The 14,719-nt window shown below is 47.5% G+C and carries 14 protein-coding genes and 1 tRNA gene; 6 read left to right on the top strand and 9 right to left on the bottom strand.

Translation table 11 applies throughout. The features are described 5' to 3' along the window. Positions 1-130: 130 nt before the first annotated feature. The 3 genes from ABH897_RS02280 (at position 131) to ABH897_RS02290 (ending at position 4,388) form a co-directional block, all read left to right on the top strand. Positions 131-2,020 carry a DEAD/DEAH box helicase gene (locus ABH897_RS02280; protein WP_404591095.1) on the top strand — a complete coding sequence of 630 codons (1,890 nt, stop codon included), beginning with the start codon at positions 131-133 and terminating at the stop codon, positions 2,018-2,020. A gap of 1 nt (position 2,021) precedes the next feature. Continuing rightward, the gene (locus ABH897_RS02285) at positions 2,022-3,029 is read left to right on the top strand and encodes a YqhG family protein (protein WP_404520949.1); all 1,008 of its coding nucleotides are present in this window, start codon (positions 2,022-2,024) and stop codon (positions 3,027-3,029) included. A 252-nt stretch (positions 3,030-3,281) separates the two neighbouring features. Continuing rightward, positions 3,282-4,388, top strand: a complete 1,107-nt coding sequence (locus ABH897_RS02290; protein WP_404591097.1) for a hypothetical protein — start codon at positions 3,282-3,284, stop codon at positions 4,386-4,388. Between the two features lie 2 nt (positions 4,389-4,390). Here the strand turns inward: ABH897_RS02290 and ABH897_RS02295 are convergent, their stop codons facing one another. Further along, positions 4,391-4,573, bottom strand: coding sequence for a hypothetical protein (locus tag ABH897_RS02295; protein ID WP_283655502.1), 183 nt, complete (start codon positions 4,571-4,573; stop codon positions 4,391-4,393). A gap of 32 nt (positions 4,574-4,605) precedes the next feature. Continuing rightward, entirely contained in the window at positions 4,606-4,797 is a 192-nt protein-coding gene (locus ABH897_RS02300) for a YqzE family protein (RefSeq protein ID WP_404591099.1), read from the bottom strand. A gap of 313 nt (positions 4,798-5,110) precedes the next feature. Between ABH897_RS02300 and ABH897_RS02305 the strand changes: the two genes are divergently transcribed. After that, complete coding sequence (locus ABH897_RS02305; RefSeq protein WP_283655501.1) at positions 5,111-5,872, top strand: N-acetylmuramoyl-L-alanine amidase; 762 nt, start codon at positions 5,111-5,113, stop codon at positions 5,870-5,872. Here the strand turns inward: ABH897_RS02305 and ABH897_RS02310 are convergent. The 3 genes from ABH897_RS02310 to ABH897_RS02320 all read right to left on the bottom strand — a co-directional run bounded on the left by ABH897_RS02310 (position 5,847) and on the right by ABH897_RS02320 (position 8,337). Beyond that, positions 5,847-6,794: a divergent polysaccharide deacetylase family protein gene (locus tag ABH897_RS02310; protein ID WP_404591101.1), complete on the bottom strand. Its 948-nt coding sequence runs from the start codon at positions 6,792-6,794 to the stop codon at positions 5,847-5,849. The two genes, ABH897_RS02305 and ABH897_RS02310, sit on opposite strands and share 26 nt — an antisense overlap. Before the next feature lie 121 nt (positions 6,795-6,915). Further along, entirely contained in the window at positions 6,916-7,428 is a 513-nt protein-coding gene (gene msrA / locus ABH897_RS02315) for a peptide-methionine (S)-S-oxide reductase MsrA (protein ID WP_283655499.1), read from the bottom strand. A 69-nt stretch (positions 7,429-7,497) separates the two neighbouring features. After that, positions 7,498-8,337, bottom strand: a complete 840-nt coding sequence (locus ABH897_RS02320; RefSeq protein WP_283655498.1) for a MerR family transcriptional regulator — start codon at positions 8,335-8,337, stop codon at positions 7,498-7,500. 134 nt (positions 8,338-8,471) lie between these two features. On the opposite strand from ABH897_RS02320, the gene ABH897_RS02325 reads away from it, so the two are divergent. Continuing rightward, the gene (locus ABH897_RS02325; protein ID WP_404520952.1) at positions 8,472-9,971 is read left to right on the top strand and encodes an MFS transporter; all 1,500 of its coding nucleotides are present in this window, start codon (positions 8,472-8,474) and stop codon (positions 9,969-9,971) included. A 688-nt stretch (positions 9,972-10,659) separates the two neighbouring features. Here the strand turns inward: ABH897_RS02325 and shc are convergent. After that, positions 10,660-12,549 carry a squalene--hopene cyclase gene (gene shc, locus ABH897_RS02330; RefSeq protein WP_404580195.1) on the bottom strand — a complete coding sequence of 630 codons (1,890 nt, stop codon included), beginning with the start codon at positions 12,547-12,549 and terminating at the stop codon, positions 10,660-10,662. Positions 12,550-12,975: 426 nt separating this feature from the next. Continuing rightward, positions 12,976-13,059: transfer RNA gene (locus ABH897_RS02335), tRNA-Leu, on the bottom strand. Between the two features lie 220 nt (positions 13,060-13,279). Between ABH897_RS02335 and ABH897_RS02340 the strand changes: the two genes are divergently transcribed. After that, positions 13,280-13,819 (top strand): YhjD family protein, encoded by a 540-nt coding sequence (locus ABH897_RS02340; protein WP_404591103.1) that lies wholly within the window; start codon positions 13,280-13,282, stop codon positions 13,817-13,819. 140 nt (positions 13,820-13,959) lie between these two features. Here the strand turns inward: ABH897_RS02340 and ABH897_RS02345 are convergent, their stop codons facing one another. Continuing rightward, entirely contained in the window at positions 13,960-14,289 is a 330-nt protein-coding gene (locus tag ABH897_RS02345) for a carboxymuconolactone decarboxylase family protein (protein ID WP_283655494.1), read from the bottom strand. A gap of 139 nt (positions 14,290-14,428) precedes the next feature. Further along, positions 14,429-14,650 (bottom strand): hypothetical protein, encoded by a 222-nt coding sequence (locus ABH897_RS02350; RefSeq protein WP_283657806.1) that lies wholly within the window; start codon positions 14,648-14,650, stop codon positions 14,429-14,431. Positions 14,651-14,719: the final 69 nt, after the last annotated feature.

Consider the following 14,719-nt stretch of genomic DNA (forward strand, 5'->3'; position numbering starts at 1 on the left):
TCACCCCTCCTGTTATGAAGATATCTTTTTCCGTCCATACTACATCTACGATCTGTGCAACATAGATGTCAACAATGTGACAGAACCAAGAGCTTCATCTGCGCCATTACTAGGAGGGAGGGAATCCATCATGAAAGCTAAATCGACAAGTTCCCCAACATCACAAAATCAGGCAACACTGCCTGTTCCGGTGCAATTTGACCGTAGCTGGCAGGATGAGCTGGACCAACGCCTTCGCAAAGGAGGACCTTGGGGAGATTGGGGTCTATATCAGTTGGCGATTGAGGCAGAAAAGGCCAAGCTGGTCCCCAGCTTTGATGAGCTTCAATGTCTGAAGCATTTGCAAGACCTCACTCCGCTGCCCCATCAGCTGGATACGGCCCGTAAGGTATTGTTTGAAATGTCTGGTCGCGCCATCCTCGCTGATGAAGTCGGCTTGGGTAAGACGATCGAAGCTGGAATGATTCTAAAAGAATATCTGGTTCGCGGGCTTGCCGCCAAAGTGCTTATTCTTGTCCCCGCTTCTCTGGTGCTTCAATGGGTTCGTGAGCTGAACAGCAAATTTGGCATTCCGGCTGTCGCTCAGAAAAAAGCATATTCCTGGTCGTCCGAGGTCGTCGTGGCCTCTATGGATACAGCCAAGCGGGAGCCACACAGCAACATCCTGCTGGACACTGATTATGATCTGCTCATTATCGACGAAGCCCACAAGCTGAAAAATAAAAAAACATCCAACTACCAGTTCATTATGAAGCTGCGTAAAAAATATTGTTTGCTCCTGACCGCTACCCCTGTCCAAAATGATCTGTCCGAGCTCTTCAATCTCATTACATTGCTCAAGCCCGGTCAGTTAGGACGACACGGGGATTTTTCAGCTAACTTCGTTGTGGATAAACGTCTACCTAAAAATGAGGATCAGCTCAAGGATGAGCTGTCCAAAGTCATGATCCGCAACCGTCGCGGCGAAGGGCCGATCCAGTTCACCAAACGAAATGTTTCCAACATTCACTTGGAACTTTCGCCGGAAGAACAAGCGCTATACGATGGAGTCACTTCCTTTGTCAAGGATCAATATCAGGCGAATGGCGGAAATTTGAGCAGCATGCTGTCTCTCGTTACCCTTCAGCGTGAAGTGTGCAGCAGCCGTGATGCGGTATTCGTAACGCTTGTCAATTTATCTAAAAAGATGGCGCCCGACTCTCCCTTGCGTGATCGCGTCTGGGAATTGGTCGCGCACATCAAAGCGATTAAAGCCAATTCAAAGGCGGAAAAGGCGCTTGAACTCATTCGTCAAATGAACGAAAAAGTGATAATTTTTACCGAATACCGGGCTACACAGGAGTATTTGCTGAACTATTTTCGTGATCGTGGATTATCCGCTGTTCCTTATCGGGGAGGCATGAACCGGGGACGCAAGGACTGGATGATGGATCTGTTCCGCGGACGCATTCAGGTGATGATTGCCACGGAGGCGGGCGGCGAGGGCATTAACCTGCAATTTTGCCACCATATGATTAACTTTGACCTGCCGTGGAACCCCATGCGTGTGGAGCAACGGATTGGACGTGTGCATCGACTGGGACAGACGCATGATGTAAATATTTTCAACCTGTCCACCACCGGAACGATTGAAGAGCATATCCTCCACCTGCTGCATGAAAAAATCAATATGTTCGAAATGGTTATAGGCGGGCTGGACGTCATTCTGGAACGGTTTGAAAAGAAGGAATCCATTGAAAAGAGCCTATATAGAATCATGCTTGAATCCAGCAGTGATGATGAAATACGCCGAAAAATGCAAAAACTCGGTCATTCGCTGGATTCGATCAAACAGGAAATGAAACAGATTCGCACAGAAAGTCCATCTACTTCGGATACGGCAACCGATATGTCCTCCGAAGCCAATCAGATCAACGGGCGTTTGACGGGAACAAGCCAAAGCACCGCTGCTTTGCTAGGCTTGTCAGGCAGCGCTGTCCCTCCAGCCAAAGCCCGACGCGGCGCGAAAGGAGGCCGCTGATATGACCATGAATTCACAGCAGGTACAGCGCTTTGTCCTCACGTATCTGGAAGCGACCGGATGCAACGTGATCGAGAGGTCGCCCAACCATGTGACCGTCAAGCTTTCTCCCGAAGCGGATAAAGCTCTAACGAACCGCCCCTACTATTGGGGCTATGTAGAGCGTACCGGTGTTCCGGCGCAAACGATGTCGTTCACCTTTATTTTCGATGGGGAAGCCTACCGGACGGCACAGGAGAGTTCGATAGACAATACGTCGCCCACAAAGAATACGTCTCTCACCCCGTCACAAGCACAACCGGGGCAAGGATCACAACAGGCTCCAGCGTCCGGCAGTCCGGCACAGGATCAGGTCATGGGCCGTTACTTCGGCCATGTTCCAGCGTTACCGCAGTTGGGACCCGGACGTATTTTGCAGGAAGAACTTCACTATGGGAGTCGTCGGCTGCATCAAATTTTTGAAGCTGCACGAGATGGAGGAAAATATGTCAATTTGTTCGAGCAACCTAATGCTCGTCAATTATACGCCCGTTCTCCCGCAGTATATGAAGCTTGGTTAGGCGTCTGCTACAAGATCGAATTTGCCTGTGATTTGAAGCGGGAAGAACTCCACTGGCTTGGGATTTCACTCAAAAGCGGCACCATCGTACCCAACTTTGGTAGCATGCTTGAATCCCGGCAGCTCAGCCCGCTACTGGCAGGCAATATGCATGTGCAGCCTGCAAAATTATCTGTTCAGGAGGCCTCCATCTCGCTGGAAAACTACCTCAATGCTCAGCTGAGCCAGCAGGATTACAAGTGGGCTGTGCAGGCCAGAGAACGGTTGCGCGAGGAATTGGAGGTGATTGATCACTATTACGATGATTTGGTTAAGGAGCAAAAAGAAGAAGAGGAAAAAAAAGAAGCCGTACAAGAGCAGCATCAAGCCCGTCGCAAAGAAATGGTATGGCAATATGAACCCAAGGTGCTTGTATCCGCCATTAACTGCGGGATATTTCATCTGCGGTAACCAATATCTCACGCTCCTTCGCAGGCTGGTTGCAGAAGTATCGTCAGCTTTTAACATCGTACTTCAGACTATATCGGGTTTATTGCTGTACCGACAAGCTTTGCCAGGCCTGCCGCTACTTATCGACAGCAAAAAACGAACCCGGTCAGGACAGATGTGCCGACAAGGTGTAGCAGTCTTTTTATCGGACAAGCTTTATGCTGGATAAAAAAGCCTCCATCGGTGCATTAGCCGTCAGAAAGGTGGATTCCATTGAAAAAAAATTCCGGACACTATAGCGTTGGTATGATTGCGGCTGTTCTGATCGGCCTGTCCGCAGTCTGTCCGTTTGCTTCCATTCAAGCGGCCTCCTCAGCAACCCAAGACCACAACGCAAACCCGTCACCCTATTACGAAGCAACTTCATTGGTTTCCTCATCGGAACCCACGAACAAGAACCAAGATGGGAAGCAGGGGCAAATCGAGGCAACTACTGTAAGCCCTTCCCTTTCCCCGGGTAACTCTTCTGCAAGTCCTCCTGCTCAGGAACAAGGGGTTCCAACGGACGTAAAGCGGGTTTCCACCGATACGGTGCAGTCGCTATCCACACAGCCGTCTTTTGCCCAGTGGAAAGATGCCGAGCTTAACTACCACCCGCTCGGTCCCGGAACACATAGCTGGCTCGTGCAGGTGAATCGTGCAGGAGAATACATTGGCTACCTGATTATCGGGGCAGATCATAACGGCGCTTATCAGCTTAATGAATACGGAAACGGGCCAGGCGGGCCGTACAGTATGAATTTACTCCGCCAATCCCTTAAATCCCTCCCAGAAACCAAACTTTCCTCCATTGACAAGCTGCAAATTACCCCCATGTATGAGGAACCGCTATTAGCCTACTGGCTGGTGCGTTCCTCCACTGGCATCGAAGTGTGCATCGACGCTTTTACGGGGGATCCATTGCCTGCGGAGGTAGCTGATGGGAGTTGGAAAAACAAGCTCCACAGCAGTACAATTCCTTCATCTGCTCTCTCTCTGAAAGCAGATGCACAGGCGATTACCCTTTCGGCTGAGCCTTTTGATCCCTATGACGATCTTAGTTGGCTTCTACCCAAACAAAAGCTTTCCATCCATAACGTACAGCAGTTTACTAACACACTGAGTGAATCATCACGTATCGTATTTTCTGCTACAGACATAAATTTCGCTTTTGGCGGCCCCTTAGCTATTAACGGATATCAGTCCTGGAACCCTTCGCATGGTCTCTCTCATCCTATTATGTATGCGGTAACCTGCCGCACCGGGCTTTCCCGCTTTGTCCCGCTGGATCAGCTGTTATCTGGCGGTGGATTTTATCGTATGCACTCCTATATAAACTGAACTTAAAAGTTTCTATCGTGCCACTGTGCAGCCGGATGGTGCTTCCCATCGCGACCGCTTCGCTTGTACAGCACCATTACGCCTACTCCGTTTTTATGTTCATTTTTCGAGTTCGTTTTATAGCCATTAATTAATGCAATCACCTTGATCATTTCTATAACACAAAAAGAGACCTCAAACGGCATTCCGTATGCCTCTTGTGGTCTCTTTGGCGATTTTAATGTCGTTCCTTTCGCCCTTTGCGTGCGGATTTAATCCACATATTCAGAGCGAGCGGCAGCATTCCGAACCATTTGTATACCCATGGCTCTCTTGATTGTTTACGGCTACGGCGTACATCGCGTGGCGTTTCCATATACCGAACAAATCGTTGCGTAATGTATGTCACCAGCTCGTCACTCTTGGCCATCCTCCGCGACCTCCTTTAATCTGCATCCCTGACATTATGTTCGCATTGCAGGAAAACATTAAATTCACGCGTTGGATGCAGATAAGTTTAGCTTGCTCATTTTCCAAAAAGTCTAACCCTGCGGGAATAACTATGCATGGTTTCCCTTAAATGGTACATACTATCTTAAACAAAATCGTTACCCGAAGGCTAATAATTTTGTTTAAGGCAGCTATGCTGCTTGGTTATAGTTGTTTATGTCTTTGTTAGCTTGTTTATGTCTTGCAGTACCTGAATATCAAATTAATCAATCCGTCTATTGGAGGAATAGAACGTGCGAAAAGAAAAGCTAAACATCATATGGCTAATAGGAATGGGATTGAGTTTAAGTATCCTTTGCAGTGCTGTATTTGCCTCCTTTGCCTATGCAAGCGCCCAGCCCGGCGAAAAAAGCACCAATCCGAACAAGGACACAGAAAGTCAATCCAACGTACATTCGTCCTATCACGCTTTTGCCAAACCCGTTGTAATCATAGACGTTGGTCATGGAGGCGTGGATGGTGGAACGAGCCATAAGGGTCTTTTGGAAAAAGATATTAATCTCGCAATTGGTCAAAAGCTATATCTGATTTTACGCTCTCAGGGCTATCCTGCGGTCTTAAACAGGGACAAGGATTATGCTCTAAGCGACGATAACCGTTGGCTGCAATCCAAATCCCGACATCTGAAAGACCTGGCCCAGCGTAAGAGCCTGACAGAACAGCTGCCCACCGCTTTAGTCGTCAGTCTGCATGTGAATTGGACCAAACGTGCCGAAAAACGGGGGCCGATTGTTTTGTACCAGGACGAAGGCAGCAGCTATCTGTTGGCAGAACGGATTCAACATTCATTGAACCGCTTATTCTGCATGAACAGAGAAACGGTTTACGGAAAACCCTTCTATCTTCTGAACAAAATCCAGCATCCCTCTGTAATCGTGGAAACCGGATTCATCAGCAATGAACAGGACAGGGCCATTCTTTCGGGGGACCGCGGTCAAAAAAACGTCGCAGAAGCGATAGCCGAAGGCATTATTGCTCATTTGACGGTATGGTAGTGTGGGTGGCAGGAGCTCCCTTCCATCCCCATACGGAACGTACCAAATCACTAATGCCCACAAACTTGGCGTGATCTTTTAGCGTGGGAACCGATGAATGGAGTGCCGCGGACGTGTACATGCCGGATACACCAACATGACCAATCGTTACACAGGTATCGTGCTCGTCCACCCATTCTCCCACCTTGGTCAGTTGCCGATTCACATGGGCGAGTGTATGGGTATCATCCAGAAAAATGTCATTGCGCACCGGTGGCATTCCCTTTTCTACGGCCAGCTCAGGCACTACTGACCAATAGTTCGTACGGCTGTCGACAAAAAATAGTCCGTGCTCCTTGCAAACATCCAGAACAATGGACATAATGCGTTTGTCTGAGGTGACCTTGGAGCCCATGTGATTATTCATACCTATCGCAAAAGGGACTTCCTTAATGGCTGCTGTCACCTTGGCGCGTACTTCTTCATCCGACATATTCGCCTTAATCGCTCCAGGTCCAAGCCATTCGGGTTTTCCCTGCTTTGGCTCCATTGGAAGATGCACAATGACGTCATGACCACGCTTGTGAGCTTCCATGGCATCCTGCTTGGTGGAAGGCAGAAACGGCATCACCGCAACCGTAATTTTAACCGGCAAATTTAAAATTTGCTCTGTCCCTTTCATGTTGTTGCCCATGTCGTCGATAATGACGGCCACCATCTTTTGGTGCTGATCCTGCTTACCCGTAGCGCTCGCTACATCCATGCTCCAGACATTACCGCATACCGTAAACACAAGACCCACCACAATACAGGCAGTTAAGTTTTTTTTCATTCTTAGATTTTGGAAAACCACCTGTGCACAGCTTGGCTCTTTACGGCTGCGAGTAGCCTGTATAGCCTTCTTTATGACGTTTCTCAGGTTCTGCTTCGTTCGTTTACTCATTCAGGTCAGCCTCCTTCTCTGTCCCTTCATTGTGTGAGTAACGAGGCCTAAATATGTATGGGCAGACCCAAGGGGGTATCCCTGATCTGCCTTACGTACGCAAAATGTATGCTAAACCTGCTTACCAGTTCTGATGTATAAACTCATCACGACCCGATTGGGCGCGGTCTTCCTTGTAATGCTTCACATTCTTTTTGTGATAATCCTGATGGTAATCCTCTGCCGGATAAAATATGGAGGCCTGAAGAATTTCCGTCACGATGGGCTTGTCAAAGCGTCCGCATTGTGCCAATTGTTCCTTGGATTGCAGTGCGAGTTCCCGTTGCTGCTCCGTGTGGTAAAAAATAGCGGGTTTGTACTGTGTACCCCGATCCTGAAATTGACCTTCCCCGTCTGTGGGGTCCGTTTGGGGCCAATACAATTCGAGCAGCTTTTCATAAGGAAACAACTCAGGCTCAAAAGTAATCTGTACCACCTCGTAGTGACCTGTACTTCCTGTTTTAACCTGTTCGTAGGTCGGATCGGGAATCGTCCCTCCAGTATAGCCTGAGACAATGCCATGAATGCCCGGCTGCTCCTCGAACGGAGTCACCATACACCAGAAGCATCCTCCTGCAAAAGTTGCTTTCTCCATCTCTCAACCAACCTTTCAATAGCTTCATCATAAAGTGCGTTATTTTCTATCATATCTTAAAGGGGAACCTTATAAAAGAAATTTTCTCCCTTTACAAACCTCAACCGATATCCGTATTACATAGTCGTCCGGATTTTTTTCTGCGAAATAGCTGAGCAACTCCACCGCGTACGCATTTCCGCATACAGCCTTCCCATTACTCTCTATATATTTTCTTATAATGGAATACGTTTCTGACATTGTTTCATATGATCCTCTGTGATTCATGACTGCATAGAGCCCTTGGGGTTTGGTGATCATTCTCTCCCCCAAAATCGGAGCCTTGAGTTTATTGGCAATATAGTCCGTATAATAATCGCCTGACTCAAAACGATCCTTGCATAAAATCGTCCAGATCGGAAACTCGTAATCAATAAAGTGATTTTCGCAATAATCTCGATGTTCGCTTAATTTGTGAGCAAACTCCTTATCACCATCTCCCTGTTCCAATGGTGTGGCAATGAAATATTCCTCTTCACATTCCTCAATCGACGGCCCATCGTGTAACTCTCCGTTAGCTTGCTCCGTCATTTCAATGGCGCCTTTCAAAAGGCCTTGCAACCGTTTTATTCTAATCCGTTCTACTTCCAGGTCATGCAGTTTCTGTTTGAACAGTTCTATGAGTAGAGGCGTGTTCTGATTCTGAATAAATCCCTTGATTTCCTGTAGTGAACTCCCCGCCTTCTTCAGCACATTAATAATATCAAGCGTGTAACATTGCTGAATGGAGTAATAACGATAGCCTTTTTCGTTTGTGAATTCTGGTTTTAAGAGTCCAATCTCATCATAATGGAACAGGGTATGTTTGGTAACTCCGCAAGTTTTGGCAAGCTCACTGGTAGTAAAGTATTGGCTGTGACTTTTTGACATAACTCTTCCTCCGTTATGATTTTAGAAACCTAATAATTTTAGTATACCCCATGAATTTTCACTTGAGTATACGGTAACCCTATAGTTTAAAGTTTTAAATGCAATACCTTAAATTTGTATTAACGGAGGAAAACATGTCTAAATTCAAACGTTGGATGATTCTGGCTATCGTATCAAGCGCACTTTTACTTATTGTAATGGATATGACCATCCTTTACACGGCATTGCCAAGCCTAACCCATGACCTCGGTGCTTCCGCGTCAGAAAAATTATGGATTCTGAATGGGTATTCGCTCGTTATGGCGGGTCTGCTGCCAGCAATGGGAACGCTTGGGGACCGATTGGGTTATAAAAAAATCTTTACCCTCGGTTTGCTTGTATTTGCTGCTGCTTCGCTTACTGCCGCCTTTTCTCCCGTGCCCTTTGTATTAGTGGCATCTCGGGTTCTTCTTGCAGTCGGAGCGTCAATGATGATGCCCGCTACCTTGTCAATCATTAGGATTACATTTACTGATGAACGCGAGCGTGGATTAGCGATCGGAATTTGGGGCTCCGTTTCCGCAGGAGGTGCAGGACTAGGTCCTATCGTCGGCGGGCTTCTTTTAGAGCATTTTTGGTGGGGTTCTGTATTTTTGATTAACTTGCCAATTGCGATCATTGCTTTTGCATTAACTCTGATTTATGTTCCAAAACATGCGGGCAATAAAGAGAAAAAATGGGATCTTACCGGTTCCATCCAAATCATGATCGCCATGGTGGGACTCATCTATTCTATCAAAGAGTTTGCCCGTCGTGACGGGTCTCCAATATTGGCCGTAATAGGTGCGGTTATCGGCGTCTTGGCACTTATCATCTTTATCCGTCGTCAAAATAAAAGCGCCAGCCCTCTTATTGATCTTACTTTATTCAAAATTACAAGGTTCAGCACCGGATTTATAACTGCCTTGGTGGGTGCATTTGCACAGATGGGGATTCAATATATTGTAACCCAGCGTCTTCAACTGGTGGAAGGTCTGTCGCCTCTCCAAGCAGGACTGTACACGATAAGCATACCGATTGCATCTCTCATTGCCGGCCCGTTAACCGGGTCCATATTGCATCGCTATGACGTTATCCGTATTAAGAGCTTCTCTCTTCTGATTGCGGGTCTGGGTATGGGCATCTATGTTATGCAATTTAATTCAGGCATTGCCGGGCAGATCCTTGGATTGGCCCTGCTTGGTGCAGGCTTGGGAGCAGGTATGACAGCGGCATCTCATTCCATTATGAACTATGCCCCCCCTCAGAAAGCAGGTATGGCTGCATCCATTGAGGAAGTTGCCTATGAAATGGGGGGAGCATCGGGGATAGCTATCATCGGAAGCATGTCAACCCTTGTGTATACACTGGCTATGAAAGTCCCCTCGGGACTCCATGTTCCTGCGAATGTGAAAGACAGCCTGGATGAAGCACTCCTGGTTGCAGAGGGTTTGCCTGCACAGGCTGCAGAGGCATTGAAAGCTGCAGGCCGTTCTGCTTTTGATCAATCCTTTTTTGTTATCATTGTGGGTGTAACAGCATTTTTGGTTGTAGCTTCGCTAGTAGTCCGTTTGGTAGGGGCGCGCTCAAAGAAAAAAGGAGATGCTGAGTCCTGATACAGTTAATTTCATACAGTTAATACTAAACAACTGCCGCTATATCTTACGAGCGGCAGTTGTTTTATTCGTTATTGTCTAAACAGCAGCATTTGCTGATCAAGGTGAGTGATTTGAGTCCACAATGGCCAAAAGTTATGAACACCTGAATTATAGCTTAAAGATTTCTTCGACACAGGTCTTGAGCAACAGCTTAATCTCTTAAGCATATAAAAAGGTCCGTAAGCTGCTACAAAAGCAATTCACGAACCTGTATATTATAAGATGATGCGGTCGAGAGGACTCGAACCTCCACGGGGGTTAGCCCATACGGACCTGAACCACGTATGCGATTGGGATCCTAGCGGAATATAAGTCAATGGAACGGAATTAAAAAACCGTCAAAACCCTTGTAAAATCAAGGTTTCTGACGGTTTTTTCGTCTAATTCAAGCGCCCGGCAGGTCGGCAAAATGTGGTCGATTTTGGACGTTTGAGAGAACTCGGAGAGAACGACAACCGAACCAGCCCACTCTCTGCCATTGACAAATTAACGAAGCGACAGCTTCGGGGAGGCCTTTCTCCTCCCCTGACCAATACCTTCATTCTATGGGGAATATTGACCTCATTCCGAGCAATAAAGTCATCCTGTACGAGCTAAGCCCTCACACCATATAACCATTCCTGCCACATAGATGCAGTATGGCTCCTTATTCCCCGTATTTCTTCTTATAATGGCTTAGGGTCAGAAGCGGCCAGATGTAACGATAGCTATGATAATGAGAATAGAAGTTACCCGGGAGCCCGGCGCCCGTGGGATATGCGGTCGGCCAATCGTCGTTTTGCAGCAATTCCATCAACTTATATATTCCTCTATTTACGGCAGCAGACGGCTGCGGCTGAACCGCGATGAGTGCATCGAGTGCCCACGCAGTTTGGGATGGCGTGCTTTCCCCTAAGGGCATGTATTTCATCACCCGGTCGCTGGTGCAGGATTCACCCCAGCCCCCATCCGAATTCTGAATCTGCAAGAGCCATTCCGCTCCTTTTTGAACCGAAGTATGGTCCGCCGGGAGCCCGGCAGCCTCTAAACCAGTCAGTGCCGCCCAAGTGCCGTAAATGTAACAAATCCCCCATCTTCCAAACCATGATCCGTCTTTCTCCTGATGGGAGATCAGCCAGTTGACCCCCCGTTTGATGAAATCGTGCCTCGTGTCGAATCCGCAACAATTTCCGAGGTATTCCAATGTGCGTCCAGTAAGGTCGGCTCCCGAAGGGTCGATAGCGGCGGACTTGGCACCATCTATGGCCAGCCATGTGAGCATTTTCTTATTGGTGTTTTTTTCGAACGCAGGCCAACCGCCGTCTTTATTTTGCATAGACATAACCCAGTTTAGTCCCCGAGTGGATGAGTCACGATATTTAGGATCCGAACGGGACAGGCAGTGAATCGCTCTTAAAGCGGCTGTTGTGTCGTCTACATCGGGATTTAAGGTATTGGTCTCGGAGAATCCCCAGCCGCCAGGAACCGTATCCGGATTATGAACACTCCAATCCGCCGCTTTGTCCTGTTGTCTGGATAAGAGATAGGCTGCCGACCGCTGCACGGCCTCATGATCCCCGGCGACGCCGGACTCCTGCAGCGCATAGGAGATCAAGGCCGTATCCCAGATCGTTGAGGGCGAATTCTGAATGGTAGCTTTACCGTCAAAGCGGTACTGCATCTCTGTCAACCCTTGAACGGCCTTTAAAATAAGCGGATGCCGTTTATCATAGCCCAGTGCAAGCAGGGCAAAAACCATGAGAATGGTGCTGCTCGCATAACTGTATAGGGTGCCATCCGATTCGATTCGATTCAGCATGAACTGCTCCGCCTTGTTTAGAGCTGCTTCATGGATATAACGGGGAGTTCCGAGAAGTCTGCTGAGACCGATACGTATGCTTTCCGCGATCTCCCGGTGCTCCTGAGGTTGCGGCTCATCGTCATCATAGCGTGAATCGAACAGATCGGATACAATGGGAGCCTTATTCGTTGATATAGAGAAATTCCGGTCCGCCATGATCAGCATAGGGATCAGATGGATGCGGGAATAACCTGAGAATTCATACAGATTAATTGGCATATAGGCAGGAAAAAGGATGATCTCCAGCGGTATGAACGAGATCGATGCTGGCCATTTGCGCTGCCCCGTTGCAGCGAGAATCGCCTTTGTCAGAATGCTGGTCGATTTCCCCGGTCCACCTTGCGATTGGATGTAACGCCTGGCCCGCTCCATCGACTCGTCCGTCGGTTCACTGTACCCGGAATAGAGCAGGGCATAATAGGCATCAATTGAAACGGATAAATTACCTTCTTGCTCGTCCCGGTACCAACGCCAACAGCCTTCCGGCTGCTGCTCCACAAGGATGCGATCATGCAGACGCCGGATCAGCTCTTCATTCTGTATATCCAATATCCGAAAGAGGATCATGACATAAGCATCCATCGTCACCCCGTTCTCAAAGCAAAAATGCCATGATCCGTCTTGATGCTGCTGGCGCATAAAAAAGTTCTTCAGCTTCCTTGTCCCCTCATCGACCGTGCTCCGTGCATCGCCCATTCTCTTGTACCTCCATATAACGTCATGATGTACATTATATGAACGCCGGTACGAGGAAATGATGTGCCGCTTGCTGTCGTCTGACGGTTAAGCATTAAACACCAAAAAGGCCCCATACCATTTCAGGACTACAGACTCTTTTGTTGGTGCGATATAAAGTTGGCTTTTTCAGAAACAGTCATGATACTCCTTGCTATTATAGAATGTCCAGCCAGATTTTGAAATCCGTCGCCAGAAACAAATCAAAAGCAAGACCGCATTTACAGTCATTCTCGTACTTGGCGATTTAGACGCTTACACCAATGCAGCAAACATTCATGAGGGGTTACATCTGGGTGTCATGAGTACCACTTTACATATCCCGAATATGCAAAAAGCTCCTGAATCTCCACAGGGGAAATTCAAGAGCGTTCATTGTTAAGATGATGCGGTCGAGAGGACTCGAACCTCCACGGGGGTTAGCCCACACGGACCTGAACCGTGCGCGTCTGCCAATTCCGCCACGACCGCATATATGTTGTCGTTTGTCCTCGAAAGACCAATTTTTCTTAGCGACAAGATAGATCATACCATGCTCATAAGAAGAAGTCAAACACTTTATATTTCCATTCCCTCTTGATAAATTAGAAATAATACACTAAAATAAGAACATCAGTTCTTAAGAACACTAGTTCTTTTCGTTCAGTCAGATATGGAATATCATCACATTTTCCTAAGGCGGTGAATGGTTATGATCTCTTCAGTTACTACTCAGAATGAATTGTCTCTTGTGAAAAATTATCTGCTCCTTACCTTTATTCAAAAGGTATTTGAGTGGGACAGTCTTATTCTTGAAGAAAGCGGTATGCTGAAAACGCCTGATCTTTATGTCGAAATGGTTAACGCAGGAGTAGATCGTACCGGAATCTTACTATCTGAAATAAAACATGAATTTAATAAATGTCATATTCGTGTTTTGGACATACAACAAAACCACTCAGGCGTTCACGCCACCTATATAAGTAAAGGAAATAAAGAGCAGTTCAGTATGGCTATGCCTGTATTCCGCAAAGAAATGTATGAACGAATGCGCGCTTATCTGGGGCTCTCAACCTCTATGCCTCATACAGCTGCCTCCCCTTTACCCGAAAAACTTCGCCCCGAGTTTCCAGACAGCCGCTCAGCTTCCAAGCCCCTACGGTTTGTTGAACGAAGTCTGGTTACATCCTCCTCGGCCTATAAGCGTAAATCGCTTCGCCCTGCTGCTTCTGCCGCAAGCGGAAGTGCATAATCCCCGCACAGTCCGCAAACAAAAGAAGCTTCCGCAGACACCAACCGTGCTCGGAAGCTTCTTTACATAAACATCAGCTATCGTTATCCATTCCTACCCGCTATGAACGGTGTATGAAGAATTCCCATAAATCATTCGCTTTATTGCAGCGCCTTCTGCACACGAGTAACCCCTTGGCTAAGAGCATGTCCTCCGCCTACCGCTGCGGCTACAGCAATGGTCTCCATAATCTCCTGATCACTAGCTCCTTTGGACCGAGCCTCGTCCACGTGATAAAACGTGCATACCTCATTATTGGCACACAAACCAATACCTAGCGCGATCAGTTGCTTGGTCTTTTCATCCAGACTCCCGGCTTGAAAACACTCCCCGGTGAAACGGTGATATGCATGAACTACCTCCGGCAGCTTATCTTCCAAATGACTGATTTGATCCTTATACGCATGTATTTTCTCATTCATAACCGTCAAGACACAGCACACCCTCTCATATGGAGTATATTCTTATGTACTGTGTCCGGTTTACAGGCTGCATATGCCATCAACACGTACACCTATTTTATCCAGTCACTTCAAACCCTTTTATCCAGCCAGCCCGAGACCCATTCGTCTAATCCAGTTCTATCGGATTGTGTCGGGGTTCGCTGAACGACTGATATGTATAGCTGCGATCCAGCTTGACCACACGCCGATTCTGGCGGCGGATAAGCACCTGTTCCTCGTCCCACGCCAGCACTATGCCTACCACATCGTTGGACTCCAGCCCATCCCGCACGACGCGCACCTTCTCACCGGAGAGCCGATAGGCGTCTAATTCTTCATCATTAATCATCCCTGTCCCCCCTTATACAATCGTTTCAATCGTTTCTAACACGGCAGCTATCATTTATGCACATTAAAA

This window comes from Paenibacillus sp. RC73, assembly GCF_044908085.1.
In the GTDB taxonomy this organism is placed as follows: Bacteria; Bacillota; Bacilli; order Paenibacillales; family Paenibacillaceae; genus Paenibacillus; species Paenibacillus terrae_A.